We start from the raw sequence: 16,530 nt of genomic DNA, 5'->3' as shown, positions 1-16,530 counted from the left end.
TAGCTGAATAAATCGTGTACTATTATAGTTATATTCATAACGTGGTAAGAACTTTCGTTAAAAATCGTTCTTTCCAAGAACAAATAAAAAGGACAATCTCAACATTTAGAGATTGTCCTTTAAAAATTAATATTATATTTATCCTAAAATATGATATCCTGAATCAACGTGAATGTTTTCTCCTGTTACGCCGCGTGCTAAATCACTGAATAAGAATACCGCTGTATCGCCAACTTCTTCTGGAGTTGTTGTACGACGCAGTGGTGCACGCTCTTCGATTTCTCTTAAGATTGAGTTGAAATCGCCTACGCCCTTCGCAGATAACGTACGAATTGGTCCTGCAGAAATAGCGTTAACGCGTATGCCATGTTGACCTAAATCGTTCGCTAAATATTTCACGCTCGCTTCTAATGAAGCTTTCGCAACACCCATAACGTTATAGTTTTTCACAACGCGCTCGCCGCCAAGGTATGTTAATGTTAAAATATTTCCGCCTTCTGTCATTACTTTCTTCGCTTCTCTTGCTACAGCCGTTAAAGAGAATGCACTAATATTTTGTGCAAGTAAAAATCCATCGCGAGAAGTATCTACAAATTCACCTTTTAAATCATCACGATTTGCAAAAGCAATACAGTGTGCAACACCGTGAATTGTACCAACTTCTTGCTTAATCGTTTCAAAGCAAGCTGTCAGTTCTTCATCATTCGTTACATCACAAGGTAATACAAGTGATTCTTGTCCTTCTAATGTGTCCGCTAATTCACGAACGTTTCTTTCTAAACGTTCTCCTGCATATGTGAAGATTAATTTTGCACCTGCATTATGCAAAGAGCGAGCAATTCCCCATGCAATACTTCTTTGGTTCGCAACGCCCATAACAACAAATGTTTTCCCTTGTAATAGTTCCATGATATATCCTCCCAGAAATACTTATACTTGTTATTAGTACCTGATACTATAATTATAGTACCATAAAACCGCTTAAAGGCAAACAAAAAAGTCATTAACATAAATTTGTTAATGACTTTTTGTTTCTATAAAAAAACGCTCTAATCCTTCTTCCCAAGAAGGCATTTGTGCAAAACCATTTAACCTGAGCATACTATGTTGAAAGATAGAATATTTTGGTCTTGCAGCCGCCGATCCAAATTCTTCGGTTGAAACAGGTAATACATTCACTTTCATATTTGCATACAAAAATATTTTTTGAGCAAATTCAAACCAAGAACATGAGCCTCTATTTGATACATGATACGTACCGTATAAAGAAGTATGAATGAGCTTATTAATAATCATATTTAAATCTGCCACATACGTAGGAGAACCGATTTGATCCGCTACAACAGACAGTTCTTCTCTTTCCTTACCTAATCGCATCATCGTTTTCACAAAATTATTTCCATACTTACCATATAGCCACGATGTACGAACGATAAAATATTTATTATGTAACGCTTTGACGAACTGCTCCCCCGCATACTTAGAAGCTCCGTATATATTTATCGGCGCTGGACTATAAAATTCATCGTATCCATCCGGTCTGTCGCCCTGAAATACATAATCGGTACTAATATAAACTAACTTTGCTCCTACTGATTGTGAAGCAACCGCTATATTTCGAGCTCCTATTGCATTGATTAAATAAGCAAGATCCTGTTCTTTTTCAGCATGATCAACCTTCGTATACGCTGCACAATGAATAATTATATGTGGATTTATTTCTTGTACCACTTGCTGAACTTGGGATATATTTGTTACATCTAGTAACTTTTTATCAAATGGATATATGTCATATTCTTCAGGATTTAACTCTTCTTGCAGCTGCTTTCCTAATTGACCATTTGCTCCTGTTATGATAACCCTCTCTTTCATTTACATGCCCCTTACTGTTACTGTTCTTTTAGTGGTTTCCACCATTCCTTATTCTTTTCATACCAATGCACCGTCTCTTGTAATCCATGTTCGAACGTATACTTCGGTTCCCAATCAAATTCGTTCTTCATTTTCTCTGCATCAATTGCATAACGGCGATCGTGCCCTAAACGGTCCGTAACATATTCAATGTCTTTTTTTGTTTTTCCTAAGAGAGTAATAATTTGTTCCACAACTTCTACATTCGTTTTTTCGTTATTTCCACCTATGTTATATACTTCTCCTACACGTCCCTTATGCAAAACAATATCAATCGCACGACAATGATCTGTTACATGTAACCAGTCTCTTATATTTAAGCCATCACCATATAACGGTAGTTTTTTTCCTTCCAGTGCATTCGTAACCATTAATGGAATTAACTTTTCAGGATATTGGTACGGTCCATAATTATTGGAACAACGCGTTACTATAACTGGTAATTGATATGTTTTATAATAAGATAAAGCTATCACATCTGAGCTCGCCTTACTTGAAGAATACGGACTATTTGGAGCTAAGGGGGTTTCCTCAGTAAACTTTCCTGTTTTCCCTAAAGAACCGTATACTTCATCTGTTGATACTTGCACGAACTTAATATGCGGATACTTTTTCACTAATTCTAATAAAGTGACTGTCCCGATTACATTCGTATCGTAAAAGGGAATCGGATTTTCAATACTACGGTCCACATGTGATTCAGCTGCAAAATTAACAATTACTTGCACATCACGCTCTTTAATAACATGCTCCAGCAGCTCTCCATTTTGAATTTTCCCTTTTACAAAAGAGTAATTAGGATGCTCTTGAATAGACTTTACATTATTCAAATTCCCGCTATATGTTAATGCATCGAAATTAATGATTTTATATGTTTCATAGCTTTGCAGCATGTAATGAACAAAATTACTTCCAATAAATCCAGCTCCACCTGTTATTAATATATTCATAAACAACTCTCCTACTTAAAAACTATCTTCATATTCCTGAAGTGATGGTAATATTCGATCCTTATCAGATAAAATAGGATCTGTTACCGGCCATGGAATTGCTAATTCTTTATCCTCCCAAAGTAATCCCGAGTCATGCTGTGCACTATAATACTCATCTACTTTATACATAACAATAGTATGTGGAACAAGCGTACAAAACCCGTGCGCAAATCCTTTTGGCACCAATAATTGCCGGTGGTTATCCGCACTTAAAATATACCCTTTCCACTGTTTAAATGTTGGTGATTCTTTTCGTAAGTCTACGATAACATCATAAATTGCCCCTTGCATAACTTGAATGAGTTTCGTTTGTGCTTTCGGATTTTTTTGAAAGTGTAATCCCCGAATCGTTCCCGACCTAACCGAATAAGACACGTTATCCTGTACAAATGAATACGTAATCCCTAATGTTTCTAGCACCTTCTGATTATAACTTTCTGTAAAAAATCCTCGATCATCTCCAAATAACCTCGGTTCTAACAATTTCGCATCGGTAAAATTTGTTTCTATAACTTTCATATTTTCACCTATTCTCCGTTAAACTGTTTTCCAAAGTTTATATCTCGGGCTAACGTATTCGCCCTTTGAAGAGAAGCATGAGTTCCCGCATCCGTCCACCAGCCGCTCATTTCGTTATAGGTAAGTATCCCTCGTTTTAAATACCAATTATTTATATCTGTAATTTCAAGTTCTCCCCTTGCGGAAGGTTTTAATTCTTTTATAAAAGCAAAAACTTTCGAATCATACAAATAAATTCCCGTAACAGCATAGGAGCTTTTCGGCTTTTTCGGCTTTTCTTCAATTTCAATTATTTTTTTGTTTTGAATATGCGCTACGCCAAATCGTTCAGGATCTTCTACAGATTGAAGCAGTACTTTTGCACCTTCTTTTTGCTTTGTAAACTCTTCAACATATGGACGAATATTATCTGAAAAAATATTATCTCCTAATATAACTACCATGCGATCATTCCCAATAAAATCCTCACAAAGCCCTAACGCTTGTGCAATTCCGCCCGCTTTATCTTGCACACGATACGTAAAGGACACACCAAATTCGTGACCACTTCCTAAGAAACTAACAACATCTCCCATATGTTCTTTGCCTGTAATAATCATAATATCTGTAATCTCACATTGTTTCATCTTATATACCGCATGATAAATCATTGGATACCGCCCAACAGGAAGCAAATGTTTATTTGTTACTTTCGTTATTGGATATAGTCTCGATCCAGTACCACCTGCTAAAATAATTCCTTTCACCCTGCATCTCTCCCTTACGATGGAGATAATATATCTTTATAATGTTCTACAAACACTTTCCGGTACTTCTCGTATATATCCGCATCAAATTCATCTCCGTTGTAATGAATACACCACAGATTTGCTTGATTAGGGATACCTACTAAATAACCAGCCTTTTGAAACTCTAAAGACTGTGACACATCATAAAAGTGGAATCCTTGAAACAAATCTTCGCGCCACGGAATATCAAACTGCGTTGCCATTAGCAAACCATCAATTGCCTGAACTGACATAAATGACTTATTTCCATAATACTCCTGGTCTAAATTTAATAATTGATAATTCTGTCTTCTGTACTCAATCACTTTCCCTACTAAATTTTTTCCTTCCCACCATATCCCATTACTCGGTAAAAATTGAGCACCAGCTACTCCAATTAAACCAAGCTTTTCATTATCTTTAAAAAGAGAAATGAGTGTATAAAACATCTCCCGATTAATAAGATAAGTATCTTGATGTATATATACTTTATACTTCGCCGGATATGAAAGTACTCGGTTGTACGCACTTGCCATACTTTTTGCATCTCGTATCGGAAAAATTTGCACAACATAACCAGGGGGAACAAAAATATTTCTTATTTGTCTCTCGCATTGCTTGAAAAGCTCTTCATTATTTATACAAACAACCACTAATATTGTATGATCTTTCATTTTTGTAGCCCCTTTATTCTTCCTTATTTACATCTGACATATAGTGCTCCACAAATACTTTCCTATGCTTTTCATAGTTCGTCATATTCACATCGAAATGATAATGAATACACCACGCATCACGTTGTACAGGTACACCGATTGTATATCCTGCTTTTTTAAATTCAAATGATTGAGATACATCATAGAAATCAAACCCGTCAAATAAGTCTTCTCGCCATGGAATATCGTATTGTGTCGCCATCAATAAACCGTCAATACATTCAACAGGGATAAACGTTTTTGATTCATGAAATGGTTGCTCTAAACCTGCCATATAAAACAAATCGTTCATATAACCAATGACTTTTCCAACAATTCCACGCCCTTCATTCCATACGCCAGTTGGAGGAACATATTGCGCTCCTACCATCCCAATCATCCCAAGGTGTTCATGTTCCTCAAATAATTGAATTAATCCATATAGAAAAGCTCCATTTATAATAAAAACATCTTGGTGTAAATACACTTTATACTTCGCTGGATGTGAAATGGCTTGATTGTATCCGCTCGTCATACTTTTTGCATTTCGAATCGGCATAAATTGTACAAGATACCCAGGAGGTACTGCCAATTGCAATATATGTCGCACACATTGTGCATACAATTTCCGATCATTTATACACGTAACAAATAATATTGTTTTTTCGGCAGTACTCATACTTGTGATTTTTCTGCTTCAATAATATATTGAAACACAACCGTCTCAGCCATGAAGCCACTTCCAAGACGATATTTTTTACACATTCCATATAACTCTTCAATAAGTGGCTCATACTTTTTATGGTCAATATATACACGATCTACTTTATTAATAGAATATCCTGCTTTTAAAAACATTCTTAGCATTTCATTAAAAGTAAAGAAGCGTACGTGCTTTTTATCTAGTAAGCCATATTCTGTATACGTCCAATTTCCAAAAAGTAAGGGAGCTAATACTGAAATGTGAGCAACATTTGGTATACTAGCTAAAATTACACCGTTTTGTTTTATATATGGTTTTACTTTTTCTATTACAGCCCACGGATCGAATAAATGCTCTAATACATCCCCAAATATGACGCAATCAAATTGCTCCTCCTCATACGGCATATCCATTGTCTCTATATCACCTAAAACAACATGATCCAGCTTTTCTTTTGCTGTTTTCGCTGCTTCTGGAAATGCCTCAATACCTGATACACGTGTGCCATTTTCTTTTATAACCGCTCCTAATGCACCACTAGAGCAACCAATATCAAGAACTTCTTTCCATTCCTTTTTTATATGCTTTAATACATCGGATTCGCTGCATTATAATAATAATCGGATTTTTCTTCATATAAAGAACTTTTTTCGCGATTCATTTCACACACTCCTTATGCAAATTGAATTTGAAATATACATCTTACAAAGGGTGTCACCTCTACTGATTTCATTACTAATACTCTAATATATAGCCAATCTATCATCATTAGAATAATAACAAGGTATTTCCTAAAAACAGCCTACATTACACTTTATATTGTTTATCAAAAACACCTCGAAAATATTTACGGTTATATTCGATTGCAGCATTATTCGGAACGTAAGAAGCTGCTAATTCATTGTAATAATAAGCTTTGTCTTGCTCTCCTAACTTGCTATAGCAAATACACATTTGCAAATATGGAAGCCATGTGTAGCTGGCTGGACTGTGAAACGGACTATCCGCTGCTAGTGGTACTTCCGTTGCTAGTTTAAACCAAAAGATCGCCTCATTATATTTTTGTTGTTCCATGTATATATGTCCTATTCTTGTACAATTCTCTCCTCTAGGAACATCGTACCGAAACGACTTTACACAAGATTCAATTGCCTTCTCCCACATTCCGAGCTTCGCATAACAATCCCCTAACTTACCGCATGCATAAATTTTCTCTTCATGCCATCCTTCATCTTGATTTAGAAATGTTTCATAGAGAAGAACCGCATCGTTGAATTTTTCGTTATCCATAGACTCGTTGGCGTAATAAAACAAATCTCTTGGACTCAATTCTTCTCCTACTGCTACAGTATTTTGAAAAATCTTCAAATTACGATCCGTCACTTCTTTTTCCTTTTTATGTGTAACAGCAACGTTACTATTATAGATTTCACCGGAAACAGCTAAATACTCATGTACCTTACCAAACCATTGAAACTGTTTTTCACGCTTTACAAGTCGATATCTTTTTGTGCAATAAAGGGGTTTCCCGTTAGAATCCATTACAAGATGATACGGCATCGAAACAGCATCTACTTTAGAATCTAATTCCCTTTTTAAAAGTTTCAATGCTTCTTGAGCATCCTCTAATAATACGTCATCTGCATCTAGCCACAATATATATTCTTGCGTCGCTTTTGAAAAAGAAAAATTTCTAGCTGCCGCAAAATCATCAATCCATTGGAAATCATATATATTAGGAGTGTATTTCTCTACAATTTCTTTCGTTTGATCAACAGAACCTGTATCAACTACTACAATTTCATCAACAATTTTTCCAATCGCATCCAAACATCGAGCTATTGTCTTTTCCTCATCCCGAACTATCATACATAAACTAATTGTAATGCCTTGCTTGTTCAATATAATCACCTTCTTCCAACTCAATCATATGTTATACAAATACAAAACTTTCCACTTTTTTATATTGTTCAAGCCATTTTAGAATTCTTTTCAATAATTCAAATGTCTGTGTCATTTTCTTACGACTTTGCATCTACTATATAATGAAAGCTTTATGGAGGTGAATTTATGTCAAATAATAATTATTCAGATGGCTTAAATCCCGATGAATCATTATCCGCTAGTGCATTTGATCCTAATCTGGTAGGACCGACCTTACCACCAATACCACCATTTACACTTCCAACTGGACCTACTGGACCTACTGGGCCGACTGGACCTACTGGACCTACTGGGCCGTCTGGTGCGACTGGGCCGACTGGACCTACTGGGCCATCTGGTGCGACTGGACCTACTGGACCTACTGGGCCGACTGGACCTACTGGACCGTCTGGATTAGGACTTCCAGCAGGATTGTACGCATTTAACTCTGCTTCTATTTCTGTGGCTCTTGGAATTAATGATCCAGTACCATTTAATACTGTTGGATCTCTGTTTGGTACTGCAATTTCTCAATTAGACCCTGATACTTTCCTCATAAATGAAACTGGATTCTATAAAATTACTGTTATCGCATATACTGCATCAGTAGGTATATTAGGCGGCCTTACAATTCAAGTTAATGGATCTAATGTACCAGGTGCAGGCACAAGCTTAATCTCACTTGGCGCACCTATAGTTATCCAAGCAATTACACAAATTACAACGACTCCATCAATGGTTGAAGCTATTGTTACAGGACTTGGATTATCGTTAGCTCTTGGTACGAGTGCATCAATTATTATTGAAAAAATCGCTTAATTTTTTACTGCTTTTTCAATTATGAATTCAATCATGAAACATACACTATTCACATAACCATATTGTTGTATGACCTTTTGAGGGAGGCACAAATATGGAAAATAGATCTGCTATTCAGCTTTATCTTGAGTTATTAAAGAAAACAATTTTGTTTGAAATATGGTTAGAGTATGAACCATATTTACCTGCTACGTTACATATATCTAAAGAATTATTATATGAACCAGTTACAGTTCCACTCCCTTTATTTATTAAGCAGTACGCAGAAAATCATAATTTAAAAATCGTTGACCCTAACGTTTCGAAAAGTGAGCGTCAAGGTGGCAACGATTGGCCAAGAGCAGCACACAGTATGATCGGGCGAAAACGTATGAATCAATTACATGAGGCTATGGAAACTGTCGTCCGTGAAAATATAGAAGGTGACTTTATTGAAACTGGTGTATGGCGCGGGGGATCATGCATCTTTATGAATGGTTTTTACAAGCAAACAACATCAAAAATCGTACTGTGTGGGTTGCTGATTCATTTGCAGGTCTACCAGCACCCAATTTAGAACAGTATCCGAAAGATTACGGTGATTATTTACACACATTCGATTACTTACGTGTTTCTTTAGAACAAGTGCAAGAGAACTTTAGAAAATATGATTTATTAAATGATCAGGTGAAATTTTTAAAGGGGTGGTTTAAGGATACATTACCTTCAGCACCAGTAGAAAAAATTGCAATTGCTCGCCTTGATGGTGATATGTATGAATCAACGATGGATAGTCTTGTAAACTTATATGACAAAGTTTCAACAGGTGGCTATATTATCATTGATGATTACGGGTTAGTAACATGTGCAGAGGCTGTGACAGATTTCAGAAATGAAAGAAACTTAAAAGCACCTATTACTAAAATTGATGATTTCGGTATTTATTGGCGAAAAGAATAGAATAAATTTTATTGAGTTGAGGGGTTCTATTGTACTAATGATCCATAAGAACCAATAGTGTAAAGCTCCCCTCACTATGGAATATTAATTTATATACAAAATAGAAATTACCTACTTTAATACAAGGAAGGAGTGAATGTATGAACGAAAATGAGAAGAAAATCACATTGATCCCACCTCCAGAACTCGTTCAATATGTAGGGGGTGACTTTGAAGCGGTTGGAAAAGAATTTATGCAGTATTTTATTGAAATTGGCAATTTAAAATCAAATGAAACAGTGTTAGATATAGGCTCTGGTATTGGCCGAATGGCGGTTCCATTAATGAATTATTTAAGTGATGATGGCACTTATTATGGATTTGACTTATTTAATGAGGGAATTACATGGTGCAGAAATAACATTTCAACGCTCCGTAGCAATTTCCATTTTGAACATGTCGATATACATAATCAGTTCTACAATCCAGAAGGAAAAGAAGATGCTTCCCAATACAAGTTTCCATATGAAGACGAGTCATTCGATTTTATTTTTTTAACGTCCGTATTCACACACCTCCTGCCGAAAGAATTAGAACACTATGTATCTGAGATTACACGAGTTCTGAAAAAAGACGGGAGATGTTTTATTACTTTCTTTTTAATTAATCCTGAATCATCCTATTACTTAAATGCAGGAGTAAGTACATTAGGCTTCTATCATCAAATTGACAATTGTTATGTTCTGAATAAAGATATTCCTAATTTCGCAGTTGCCTATCCTGAGGACGATATTCGCGTTCTATTAAATAAGTATGGGCTAGAATTAATGAATCCCCCCCATTATGGTTCATGGTGTAACAGAACTGAGTACACAAGTTATCAAGATATTATTCTTACACAAAAAATTTCTGAAAGGTAGTTGTATATGAATAACAAAAAAATCTGCCTCTCGTTTCCATCCTTATTCCCACCTTTAATCGACCACATTATTTTAAAATTGCTCTAGAAAGTGCATTAGCGCAAACTTATTCGAATATTGAAATCATTGTAGGAGATGATAGTACAAATGATGCAACAGAAATTTTAATGAAGAGACATTATTTACCTAATTATAAAAACATAACGTACATTCGAAATTCCGCTACTCTAGGACAATTTAATAACTCACTTATGCTCTTAGAACAGTCCAATGGAGAGTACATCAATTTCTTAATGGACGATGATATATTTTATAGTAATAAAATCGAAAAAATGATGTTCTATTTCCAACAAGACTTAGATCGAAACCTCGCACTTATTACATCTTATCGTACTTGGATTAATGATAATGGAGAGATAATTGAACAACACCCCTCCATGAAAAGATTATCTGATGAAGATACTCTACTAAATGGGACAGATTTTGGAAACCGTATGCTTATAAAGGGACAAAATATTATCGGTGAACCTACAATTGTACTCTTTCGAAAACACCTATTAACAGAACCTTTCGGCACTTTAAATGGTAGAAAATATGGTTGTAGTGTTGATATGGCCTCTTGGATAAGTTTACTTTCAAAAGGTGATGCGATGTATATCACTGAACCTTTAAGTTCATTCCGCCTTCATACTGGACAGCAAGTACATCACAAATTCCTTGAAGGCTGTGAAGATTTTTCACAGCTCGTTGTATCCTCGAAAAAGTATGGTTTCTTACAAGACACCAAATATTATAGAAAGGGTCTGGTAAGGGCTTATGGATGGTATAAAAATGCGGTCAAATTTTACAATCTATTTCCAAACCTCATTCCAGATATAAATACACATGCACGTCTTTCCTATTGTTTAAATATAATTACAAAAGAACTCCGTTCAATATAGCACATCACAAGGGAGGAGCTATTCCTTCCTCGTGATGTATGACTTCCCACAAATAGTGGAATAAATGTATGAACAGTCTGCTTGCATATTATTTTTATCATGACGTCATCCATATACTTACTAGGTGATAGAAAGGACTACATACATTGAAATCAAATTCTCAATATCAAATAGACTACGTATTGCTATTCATCTTATTTGCCATTGGGACTGTTAGTTGCTTTGCTATTGCAAGTGCGCAAGCCTCTTTACCACAATTTTTGCAAAACGTGAATTTTGTACTAAAGCAAATTCAATGGTATTTCATTGGATTTATTGCTATTAGCGTTATTATGATTATCGATTTCGATCGTTATCAAAAAATTGCTTGGTATTTATATAGCTTTGCAATGGTATTACTTATTGGGCTAGAACTTCAAGTACCAGGTGCCCTTACAATTAAAGGCGCTACCGCTTGGTACAGGCTTCCAGGCATCGGAAATTTCCAGCCTTCTGAAATTATGAAATTATTTTTAATTATCGTCATTGGACGAATTATAGCAAATCACAATGAGAAATATTTTTTCAGAACAATACAGGGAGATTTTTTATTACTCGGAAAGATATTCGCAACAAGTTTGCCACCACTACTCCTTATTGCAAAGGAACCGGATTTAGGAAATACGATGGTAATTTCAGCTATGCTCGCAGCAATGATACTAGTTTCAGGTATACGATGGCGTTTTATTTTCGGATTAGTCTCCGGCATTGTCACAGCAGGTTCTACATTAATATATATATTTTTTTCTCATACAGAGTTCTTTAAAGCCAACATTTTAAAAGAATATCAATTAAATCGCTTCTACGGCTGGTTAGCACCATACAAATATGATACGCAAGGCTATCAACTAAGACAAGCATTCTTAGCTGCTGGATCAGGGGAAATGCAAGGAAAGGGTTGGGAAAATGGACAAGTATATTTTCCAGAACCACATACAGATTTTATTTTCACTAATGTCGCTGAACAATTTGGTTTTTTAGGTGCAAGTGTCATTATTTCACTTTTTTTCTTACTCATTTTCCGAATGATTCATATCGCTTTAGAAAGTAATGATCCTTTCGGTAGTTATATTTGCGCTGGTACAATTGGAATGTTTACTTTTCAAGTATTCCAAAATATCGGGATGACAATCGGATTACTTCCTATTACAGGGATAACATTACCCCTTATGAGCTATGGAGGAAGTTCGCTGCTTACATACATGATTGCAATTGGATTTATTTTAAATGTTCGCTCAAGAACAAAAATCTTTATGTTTAAATAAGCCACACAAAAAGCAGTACATTTTTATCTCTATCCTTTTTTAGATATACTAATGAAAAATATGATGGAGGTTTAAATATGAAATATGACATTATAGGGGATATTCATGGGTGCTTCCAAGAGTTTCAAAATTTAACGACGAAACTTGGATACAACTGGAGTAGTGGCCTACCGATTCACCCTGACCAACGTCAGCTTGCATTCGTTGGTGATATTACAGATCGCGGTCCTCACTCATTACGTATGATTGAAATTGTATGGGAACTTGTCATAAATAAAAAAGAAGCTTATTACGCTCCTGGAAATCACTGCAATAAACTATACCGATTTTTCCTTGGGCGTAATGTAACAATCGCTCACGGACTCGAAACAACTGTCGCTGAATATGAAGCACTATCTTCTCATAAGCAAAACATTATAAAAGAAAAGTTCATCACCCTTTATGAGCAATCCCCTTTATATCACATACTAGATGAAAAAAGAGTAATCGTATGTCACGCCGGGATTCGGCAAGATTACATAGGAAGACAAGATAAAAAAGTACAAACCTTTGTATTATATGGCGATATTACAGGAGAAAAGCATCCTGACGGCTCACCTGTCCGTCGCGACTGGGCGCAAGAATATAACGAGAAAACTTGGATTATATATGGACATACTCCAGTAAAAGAACCTCGCTTTGTAAATCAAACAGTCAATATCGATACTGGTGCTGTATTTGGCGGAAAGCTAACCGGACTACGTTTTCCTGAAATGGAGACCGTTTCCGTCCCTTCCTCCCTGCCTTTTGTCGCTGAGAAATTCCGCCCAATTTCATAACTCCCCTTACTTAGTGCAATTCATGAATTGCGAGGGATTACCGTATTATTTAGGCATATCTCATATAAAAACTAGGTAATGTACTTAAAAAAAGATGCAATAAAGTGCATCTTTTTTTAAGTACACGGCATATACTGTCGCAGGAGGTGACAGAATGAAGAAAAAATCTTCTAAACAAAAAAGAAAATTCCCGCCTTTCTATCTGCCCATGTACGGAATTAACAATTGGTGTAGCATTCGAGCTGCAGCTTTAGAAGAACTGGACGAACAAGAATCATCAAAAAAAAGTAAAACAAGAACAAAATATGTCTCTTTAGAAAATGCTGTAATGAGCCGCATAATCGATAATAGAAAAACAAAGATGCAGCAAAAACATAAACCTCTCTCTAATCATAATGAACAGGTAGTACAATCTGAGCAAACAGAGCAAAATACGGAAGAAAACATACCTGTAGCAATAAATAAAAAAGCGGAACCAGAAATTCCAGCTACTATTATAAATCAAGTAAAAAAAATAAAAGAAGCATTAGCCCCATCAAATGATATACAAACGGAGAAAACTATTATAATTCAGACCCCTACACCCGAAAATACAAAAGTTAAAAAAGGGAACCGGTATGCACATGCAGAGGGGCTTCACTCTAATGCAAAAGGTACAGCTTCACATGCAGAAGGGCTTCTTACACATGCAAAAGGTTCTTTCTCTCATGCAGAAGGATCAAAAACAAAAGCAACTGGACATAGTTCGCATAGTGAAGGAAGTGAAACGACATCAGGCGGCTCTTATTCTCATGCGGAAGGAAAACATACAATTGCTTTAGGCGAAGCAGCACATGCAGAAGGAACCGCAACTATCGCTAACGGATTCTCTTCTCATGCGGAAGGTATGCATACATCAACAGATCATTTTGCAGGCAGCCATATTATGGGGCGCTTCGGCACGGCAGAAGAATCTTATTCTTGGTTTATTGCAAATGGTACAAATGACACCGACCATAATATCGGTGCAAAATGGCTTGCTCACAACGGAGAAATGTATATCGATGGTGCTTCTTACAATGCAAGTGGAACGGATTTTGCACAAATGTTTGAGACAGCGGATCATAGTTCTATTGATGTCGGTCATTTCGTTACATTTAGTAGCGAAGAAAAAATTCGAAAAGCTACTTCAAATGATTTATTCATATTAGGAATATCTAGTGCTACTCCTGCTCTCATAGGAAATAGCGGTGCTTTAAGTTGGCAAAAACGCTATAAAACAGATAGCTTTGGAAAACGTCAATATGCGCGTACGGACACGCAAGACACACAACCTCTTTTGAATACAGAATGGGATCCAGCTTGTAAATATATATCAAGAAGAGACCGCACTGAGTGGCTTCCTGTCGGATTAATTGGACAAATGTTAGTACGTGATGACGGTACTTGTGAAACACACGGATACTGTCTTCCAAATGATGACGGCATTGCTACAAAAGCTGAAAGTGGCTTTTTCGTTATTAAACGTACTGGTGAAAATCAAATTTTAATATTATTCCGCTAAAAAAAAGGGAACAAAATCCTTCGTTCAGTAAGAATTTTGTTCCCTTTAATTGTTATGTAAAGCGGATTGCATGTCATCTGGGATACCTACTGTAAAAGTCATTTCCTTTTCTAAAATAGGGTGATAAAACGTCAAAGACGTACTATGAAGCGCTTGGCGCTTCATCACATCTCTTCGACCGCCGTATAAATCATCCCCGAGTAACGGATGTCCTATATGCGCCATATGTACACGAATTTGATGCGTTCTTCCTGTTTCAAGTTCAAGTGCTACATACGTCTTATTAGAAGAGCTTCCCATCACTCTAAAATGAGTAACAGCTCTTTGACCATCTTCACAGACAGTTCGCTCGATAATACTATCCGCTTTTCGTCCGATCGGTGCGTCAATCGTCCCTATCTCTTCTAGGATTATCCCATGAACGAGCGCTTCATACGTTCGTTTCACTCCTTTTTGTTGATGCTGCTTTGATAAAAGGTGATGAACGAATCTATTTTTTGCAATTAACATAAGTCCTGAAGTATCACGATCGAGTCTCGTTACAATGTGCACTGTACTTGCAAGGTTCTGTTTATCATAATGATATAACAGAGCATTTGCAACACTTCCTGATGGATGCTCTCTAGATGGAATTGTCGACATATATGCTTCTTTATTTACAACAAGCACTGCGTCATCTTCATATACAATATTTAAAGGAATATCTTCTACTTCCATCCCTTCACTTCTTTCCTCGAATGGAAAGAAGACTTGTAATCCTTCACCGGCTTGTAACTTGTGGCGAACACTCGCATGTTGACCGTTTACTTCAATAGCTCCGCCGTGAAACTTTATATCGGTTAAAGCAGCTTTCGAAATCCCTTTCGTTTTCAAAAACTCTCTAACTAAAGTCCCCTCATCTGCAAGCTGTATATCCCATTTCAATGTAAATCTGTTCAAATATATAAACCCTCTCTATTTATCTGCAACAAACGAGTCACGGACACGTTTCCAGAACGGGAACGGACGGAAACGAACAAATCGTACTTTCTCGTTTGCAACGCGATACTGAATTGATTTCACATCTTGATGAACCATCGTCAAATGATCCACCGTAATTTGCAAGTTCATTCCTGCAGCCGGCTTTAAAACGCATGTATGATGTTTCGGCAGTACGAGCGGTGAACCTACCGTACGAAATACACGATTGTTAATTGATGCCATTTCTGCAATTTGAATCGCTTCAATAGAAGGGTGAATAATCGCTCCGCCAAGTGCCTTATTATACGCAGTACTTCCTGAAGGAGTAGAAATACAAAGACCATCTCCGCGGAACGTTTCAAAATACTCTCCGCGTATTTCCACTTCTGTTACTAATGTTCCTTCTGCACTTTTTACAGTCGCTTCATTCATCGCCAAATACTGCGACTCTTTACTACCATTCACATAGCGAATAATCACCTCTAAAAGTGGGTATTCAACTACTTGGAACGGTGTTTTAGCAATCGCAATCACTAACTTCTCTACTTCCGTCGGTAACCAATCTGCATAGAAACCTAAATGCCCTGTATGTACACCAACAAATGCGGTTTCATCTAATCGATTATAGTAACGATGAAACGCATATAAAAGCGTTCCATCTCCCCCAACAGAAATTACAATATCAGGTTCCTTTTCATCCATCGTAAAACCAAAATCTAACAAGTATTCTTTCATCGTACTTGCTAATGTATCTGATGATTGATCGCCCTTTGACATAATTGTAAATTTCATCGCCC

16 protein-coding genes and 2 pseudogenes are annotated in these 16,530 nt (G+C 36.4%); 7 read left to right on the top strand and 11 right to left on the bottom strand.

The window, feature by feature from the left end:
* Positions 1 to 138: 138 nt before the first annotated feature.
* From fabI to BAQ49_RS06495, 9 genes and pseudogenes are all read right to left on the bottom strand, one after another.
* Positions 139 to 909, bottom strand: a complete 771-nt coding sequence (fabI, locus tag BAQ49_RS06535; RefSeq protein WP_000421885.1) for an enoyl-ACP reductase FabI — start codon at positions 907 to 909, stop codon at positions 139 to 141.
* A gap of 108 nt (positions 910 to 1,017) precedes the next feature.
* Complete coding sequence (gene rfbD / locus BAQ49_RS06530) at positions 1,018 to 1,872, bottom strand: dTDP-4-dehydrorhamnose reductase (protein WP_071744663.1); 855 nt, start codon at positions 1,870 to 1,872, stop codon at positions 1,018 to 1,020.
* Positions 1,873 to 1,889: 17 nt separating this feature from the next.
* The gene (gene rfbB, locus BAQ49_RS06525) at positions 1,890 to 2,861 is read right to left on the bottom strand and encodes a dTDP-glucose 4,6-dehydratase (protein WP_071744662.1); all 972 of its coding nucleotides are present in this window, start codon (positions 2,859 to 2,861) and stop codon (positions 1,890 to 1,892) included.
* 15 nt (positions 2,862 to 2,876) lie between these two features.
* Positions 2,877 to 3,422: a dTDP-4-dehydrorhamnose 3,5-epimerase gene (gene rfbC, locus BAQ49_RS06520; RefSeq protein WP_071744661.1), complete on the bottom strand. Its 546-nt coding sequence runs from the start codon at positions 3,420 to 3,422 to the stop codon at positions 2,877 to 2,879.
* 8 nt (positions 3,423 to 3,430) lie between these two features.
* The gene (locus BAQ49_RS06515; RefSeq protein WP_071744660.1) at positions 3,431 to 4,168 is read right to left on the bottom strand and encodes a sugar phosphate nucleotidyltransferase; all 738 of its coding nucleotides are present in this window, start codon (positions 4,166 to 4,168) and stop codon (positions 3,431 to 3,433) included.
* Between the two features lie 14 nt (positions 4,169 to 4,182).
* Complete coding sequence (locus tag BAQ49_RS06510) at positions 4,183 to 4,863, bottom strand: glycosyltransferase family protein (protein ID WP_071744659.1); 681 nt, start codon at positions 4,861 to 4,863, stop codon at positions 4,183 to 4,185.
* Between the two features lie 13 nt (positions 4,864 to 4,876).
* A complete protein-coding gene (locus BAQ49_RS06505; RefSeq protein ID WP_071744658.1) occupies positions 4,877 to 5,563 on the bottom strand; it encodes a glycosyltransferase family protein in 687 nt (228 codons plus the stop codon).
* Positions 5,560 to 6,248, bottom strand: a pseudogene (locus BAQ49_RS06500) (class I SAM-dependent methyltransferase). Before BAQ49_RS06500 ends, BAQ49_RS06505 begins: the two are co-directional and overlap by 4 nt.
* A gap of 146 nt (positions 6,249 to 6,394) precedes the next feature.
* Positions 6,395 to 7,492 carry a glycosyltransferase gene (locus BAQ49_RS06495; protein WP_071744896.1) on the bottom strand — a complete coding sequence of 366 codons (1,098 nt, stop codon included), beginning with the start codon at positions 7,490 to 7,492 and terminating at the stop codon, positions 6,395 to 6,397.
* Positions 7,493 to 7,657: 165 nt separating this feature from the next.
* Here BAQ49_RS06495 and BAQ49_RS06490 point away from each other — a divergent pair, with 165 nt between their 5' ends.
* The 7 genes and pseudogenes from BAQ49_RS06490 to BAQ49_RS06460 all read left to right on the top strand — a co-directional run bounded on the left by BAQ49_RS06490 (position 7,658) and on the right by BAQ49_RS06460 (position 14,773).
* Entirely contained in the window at positions 7,658 to 8,329 is a 672-nt protein-coding gene (locus BAQ49_RS06490; RefSeq protein WP_071744657.1) for a BclA C-terminal domain-containing protein, read from the top strand.
* Positions 8,330 to 8,423: 94 nt separating this feature from the next.
* Positions 8,424 to 9,268: pseudogene (locus tag BAQ49_RS06485) on the top strand (TylF/MycF family methyltransferase).
* A 140-nt stretch (positions 9,269 to 9,408) separates the two neighbouring features.
* Positions 9,409 to 10,167 carry a class I SAM-dependent methyltransferase gene (locus BAQ49_RS06480; protein WP_071744656.1) on the top strand — a complete coding sequence of 253 codons (759 nt, stop codon included), beginning with the start codon at positions 9,409 to 9,411 and terminating at the stop codon, positions 10,165 to 10,167.
* Positions 10,168 to 10,190: 23 nt separating this feature from the next.
* A complete protein-coding gene (locus BAQ49_RS06475; RefSeq protein WP_071744655.1) occupies positions 10,191 to 11,108 on the top strand; it encodes a glycosyltransferase family 2 protein in 918 nt (305 codons plus the stop codon).
* 146 nt (positions 11,109 to 11,254) lie between these two features.
* Positions 11,255 to 12,412 carry an FtsW/RodA/SpoVE family cell cycle protein gene (locus BAQ49_RS06470; protein ID WP_071744654.1) on the top strand — a complete coding sequence of 386 codons (1,158 nt, stop codon included), beginning with the start codon at positions 11,255 to 11,257 and terminating at the stop codon, positions 12,410 to 12,412.
* Positions 12,413 to 12,489: 77 nt separating this feature from the next.
* Positions 12,490 to 13,230: a bis(5'-nucleosyl)-tetraphosphatase PrpE gene (gene prpE, locus BAQ49_RS06465; RefSeq protein WP_071744653.1), complete on the top strand. Its 741-nt coding sequence runs from the start codon at positions 12,490 to 12,492 to the stop codon at positions 13,228 to 13,230.
* A 154-nt stretch (positions 13,231 to 13,384) separates the two neighbouring features.
* The gene (locus BAQ49_RS06460) at positions 13,385 to 14,773 is read left to right on the top strand and encodes a peptidase G2 autoproteolytic cleavage domain-containing protein (protein ID WP_071744652.1); all 1,389 of its coding nucleotides are present in this window, start codon (positions 13,385 to 13,387) and stop codon (positions 14,771 to 14,773) included.
* Between the two features lie 45 nt (positions 14,774 to 14,818).
* On the opposite strand, the gene BAQ49_RS06455 is transcribed toward BAQ49_RS06460, so the two are convergent.
* Positions 14,819 to 15,712, bottom strand: coding sequence for an RluA family pseudouridine synthase (locus tag BAQ49_RS06455; RefSeq protein WP_071744651.1), 894 nt, complete (start codon positions 15,710 to 15,712; stop codon positions 14,819 to 14,821).
* 15 nt (positions 15,713 to 15,727) lie between these two features.
* Positions 15,728 to 16,525 (bottom strand): NAD kinase, encoded by a 798-nt coding sequence (locus BAQ49_RS06450; RefSeq protein WP_000673196.1) that lies wholly within the window; start codon positions 16,523 to 16,525, stop codon positions 15,728 to 15,730.
* Positions 16,526 to 16,530: the final 5 nt, after the last annotated feature.

It is taken from the genome of Bacillus proteolyticus, from assembly GCF_001884065.1.
Taxonomy (GTDB): Bacteria; Bacillota; Bacilli; order Bacillales; family Bacillaceae_G; genus Bacillus_A; species Bacillus_A proteolyticus.
Note: the sequence above shows the minus strand (reverse complement) of the source record. Positions and strands in the feature narration are given on the sequence as shown.

Coding starts and splice junctions, on each gene's coding strand:
- rfbC (WP_071744661.1), bottom strand. CDS start 3,422: ATGAAAGTTATAGAAACAAATTTTACCGATGCGAAATTGTTAGAACCG.
- rfbB (WP_071744662.1), bottom strand. CDS start 2,861: ATGAATATATTAATAACAGGTGGAGCTGGATTTATTGGAAGTAATTTT.
- BAQ49_RS06510 (WP_071744659.1), bottom strand. CDS start 4,863: ATGAAAGATCATACAATATTAGTGGTTGTTTGTATAAATAATGAAGAG.
- rfbD (WP_071744663.1), bottom strand. CDS start 1,872: ATGAAAGAGAGGGTTATCATAACAGGAGCAAATGGTCAATTAGGAAAG.
- fabI (WP_000421885.1), bottom strand. CDS start 909: ATGGAACTATTACAAGGGAAAACATTTGTTGTTATGGGCGTTGCGAAC.
- BAQ49_RS06480 (WP_071744656.1), top strand. CDS start 9,409: ATGAACGAAAATGAGAAGAAAATCACATTGATCCCACCTCCAGAACTC.
- BAQ49_RS06460 (WP_071744652.1), top strand. CDS start 13,385: ATGAAGAAAAAATCTTCTAAACAAAAAAGAAAATTCCCGCCTTTCTAT.
- BAQ49_RS06450 (WP_000673196.1), bottom strand. CDS start 16,525: ATGAAATTTACAATTATGTCAAAGGGCGATCAATCATCAGATACATTA.
- prpE (WP_071744653.1), top strand. CDS start 12,490: ATGAAATATGACATTATAGGGGATATTCATGGGTGCTTCCAAGAGTTT.
- BAQ49_RS06490 (WP_071744657.1), top strand. CDS start 7,658: ATGTCAAATAATAATTATTCAGATGGCTTAAATCCCGATGAATCATTA.
- BAQ49_RS06505 (WP_071744658.1), bottom strand. CDS start 5,563: ATGAGTACTGCCGAAAAAACAATATTATTTGTTACGTGTATAAATGAT.